The 982-nt window shown below is 40.4% G+C and carries 1 pseudogene; it reads right to left on the reverse strand.

Annotated features, from left to right (window positions below):
- Positions 1 to 936: pseudogene (locus tag DW830_RS15515) on the reverse strand (IS982 family transposase); the annotation flags it as partial.
- Positions 937 to 982 lie beyond the last annotated feature (46 nt).

Raw genomic sequence — 982 nt, forward strand, 5'->3', positions numbered from 1 at the left:
TTACATAATTAATATATTGCAAGACTGTAAATGCGCTGATTTTCCCGATGATTCGGGTAAACAGTCCTGGTGTTTGCTTAGCATAGTTTCGGAAGAGCATGAAGTGATCACAAAGTTGAGAGAAATTTGTCTCGATTCTCTTCCTCGCCTTAGCATAAGGCTTAAATGTTGGTCGCCAATTCTTCATGTTCAAGCGATATGGAACTTCCAACTTGATGCCTACAGAAGAAAACAAGTCTTGCTGTAGTTCCGCACTGAGGTAAGCACGATCGCCAAGGATGCAACAGTCATGGAATTGAAACTTTACATCTTTAAGAAAATGAATGTCATGAACATTAGCTGGACTCAGGTCATACGAGTGGATAACTCCACTTAACCCACAGACAGCGTGGAGCTTATACCCAAAGTAGTATATCTTCTGAGTAGCGCAATAGCCAAATGCAGGAGAGTTTGTTACGTCTGTTCCTTTCATCTTGCAACGCAAGCCTCTGGACAAGCGACACACCTCTATTGGTTTGGAATCTATGCAGAAATATTCTTCTGCACCATCCATCTTTGACGCTATGCGTTTACGAATCTTCTCACATAGTTCCGCAGTGAACTTTCGCCTGTCATTGAACTGGCGTCGAGAAATCAGATTTGGCATATCTGCCTTATACTCCTTCAGCCTATCGAACAAGTTGTTTTCACTGTCGATGCTAAGATGCTCGGCTGTCAAGCTCAAAGCAACAACTTCGAGGTCTGAAAAACGTGGTACGACTCCTGGGCGAGGAATATTTCCTAGCTCATTAACTAAATTTTTGGAGAAATCCTTGCATATCTCAAGAATTTTTACGAAATTTGCATACAAGTTGTGCATAGCGTGAAATATATAACTTTATAATTGGACACTACAAAGTTACTTAAAATCAACGAGATGCACAACTTTTTCTCCATAAAAATATACTAATTTTCAGGCGGTTTTTTAATTCCGCCAACAGGT

Origin of the sequence: Prevotella sp. AM34-19LB (assembly GCF_003468525.1) — a bacterium.
In the GTDB taxonomy this organism is placed as follows: Bacteria; Bacteroidota; Bacteroidia; order Bacteroidales; family Bacteroidaceae; genus Prevotella.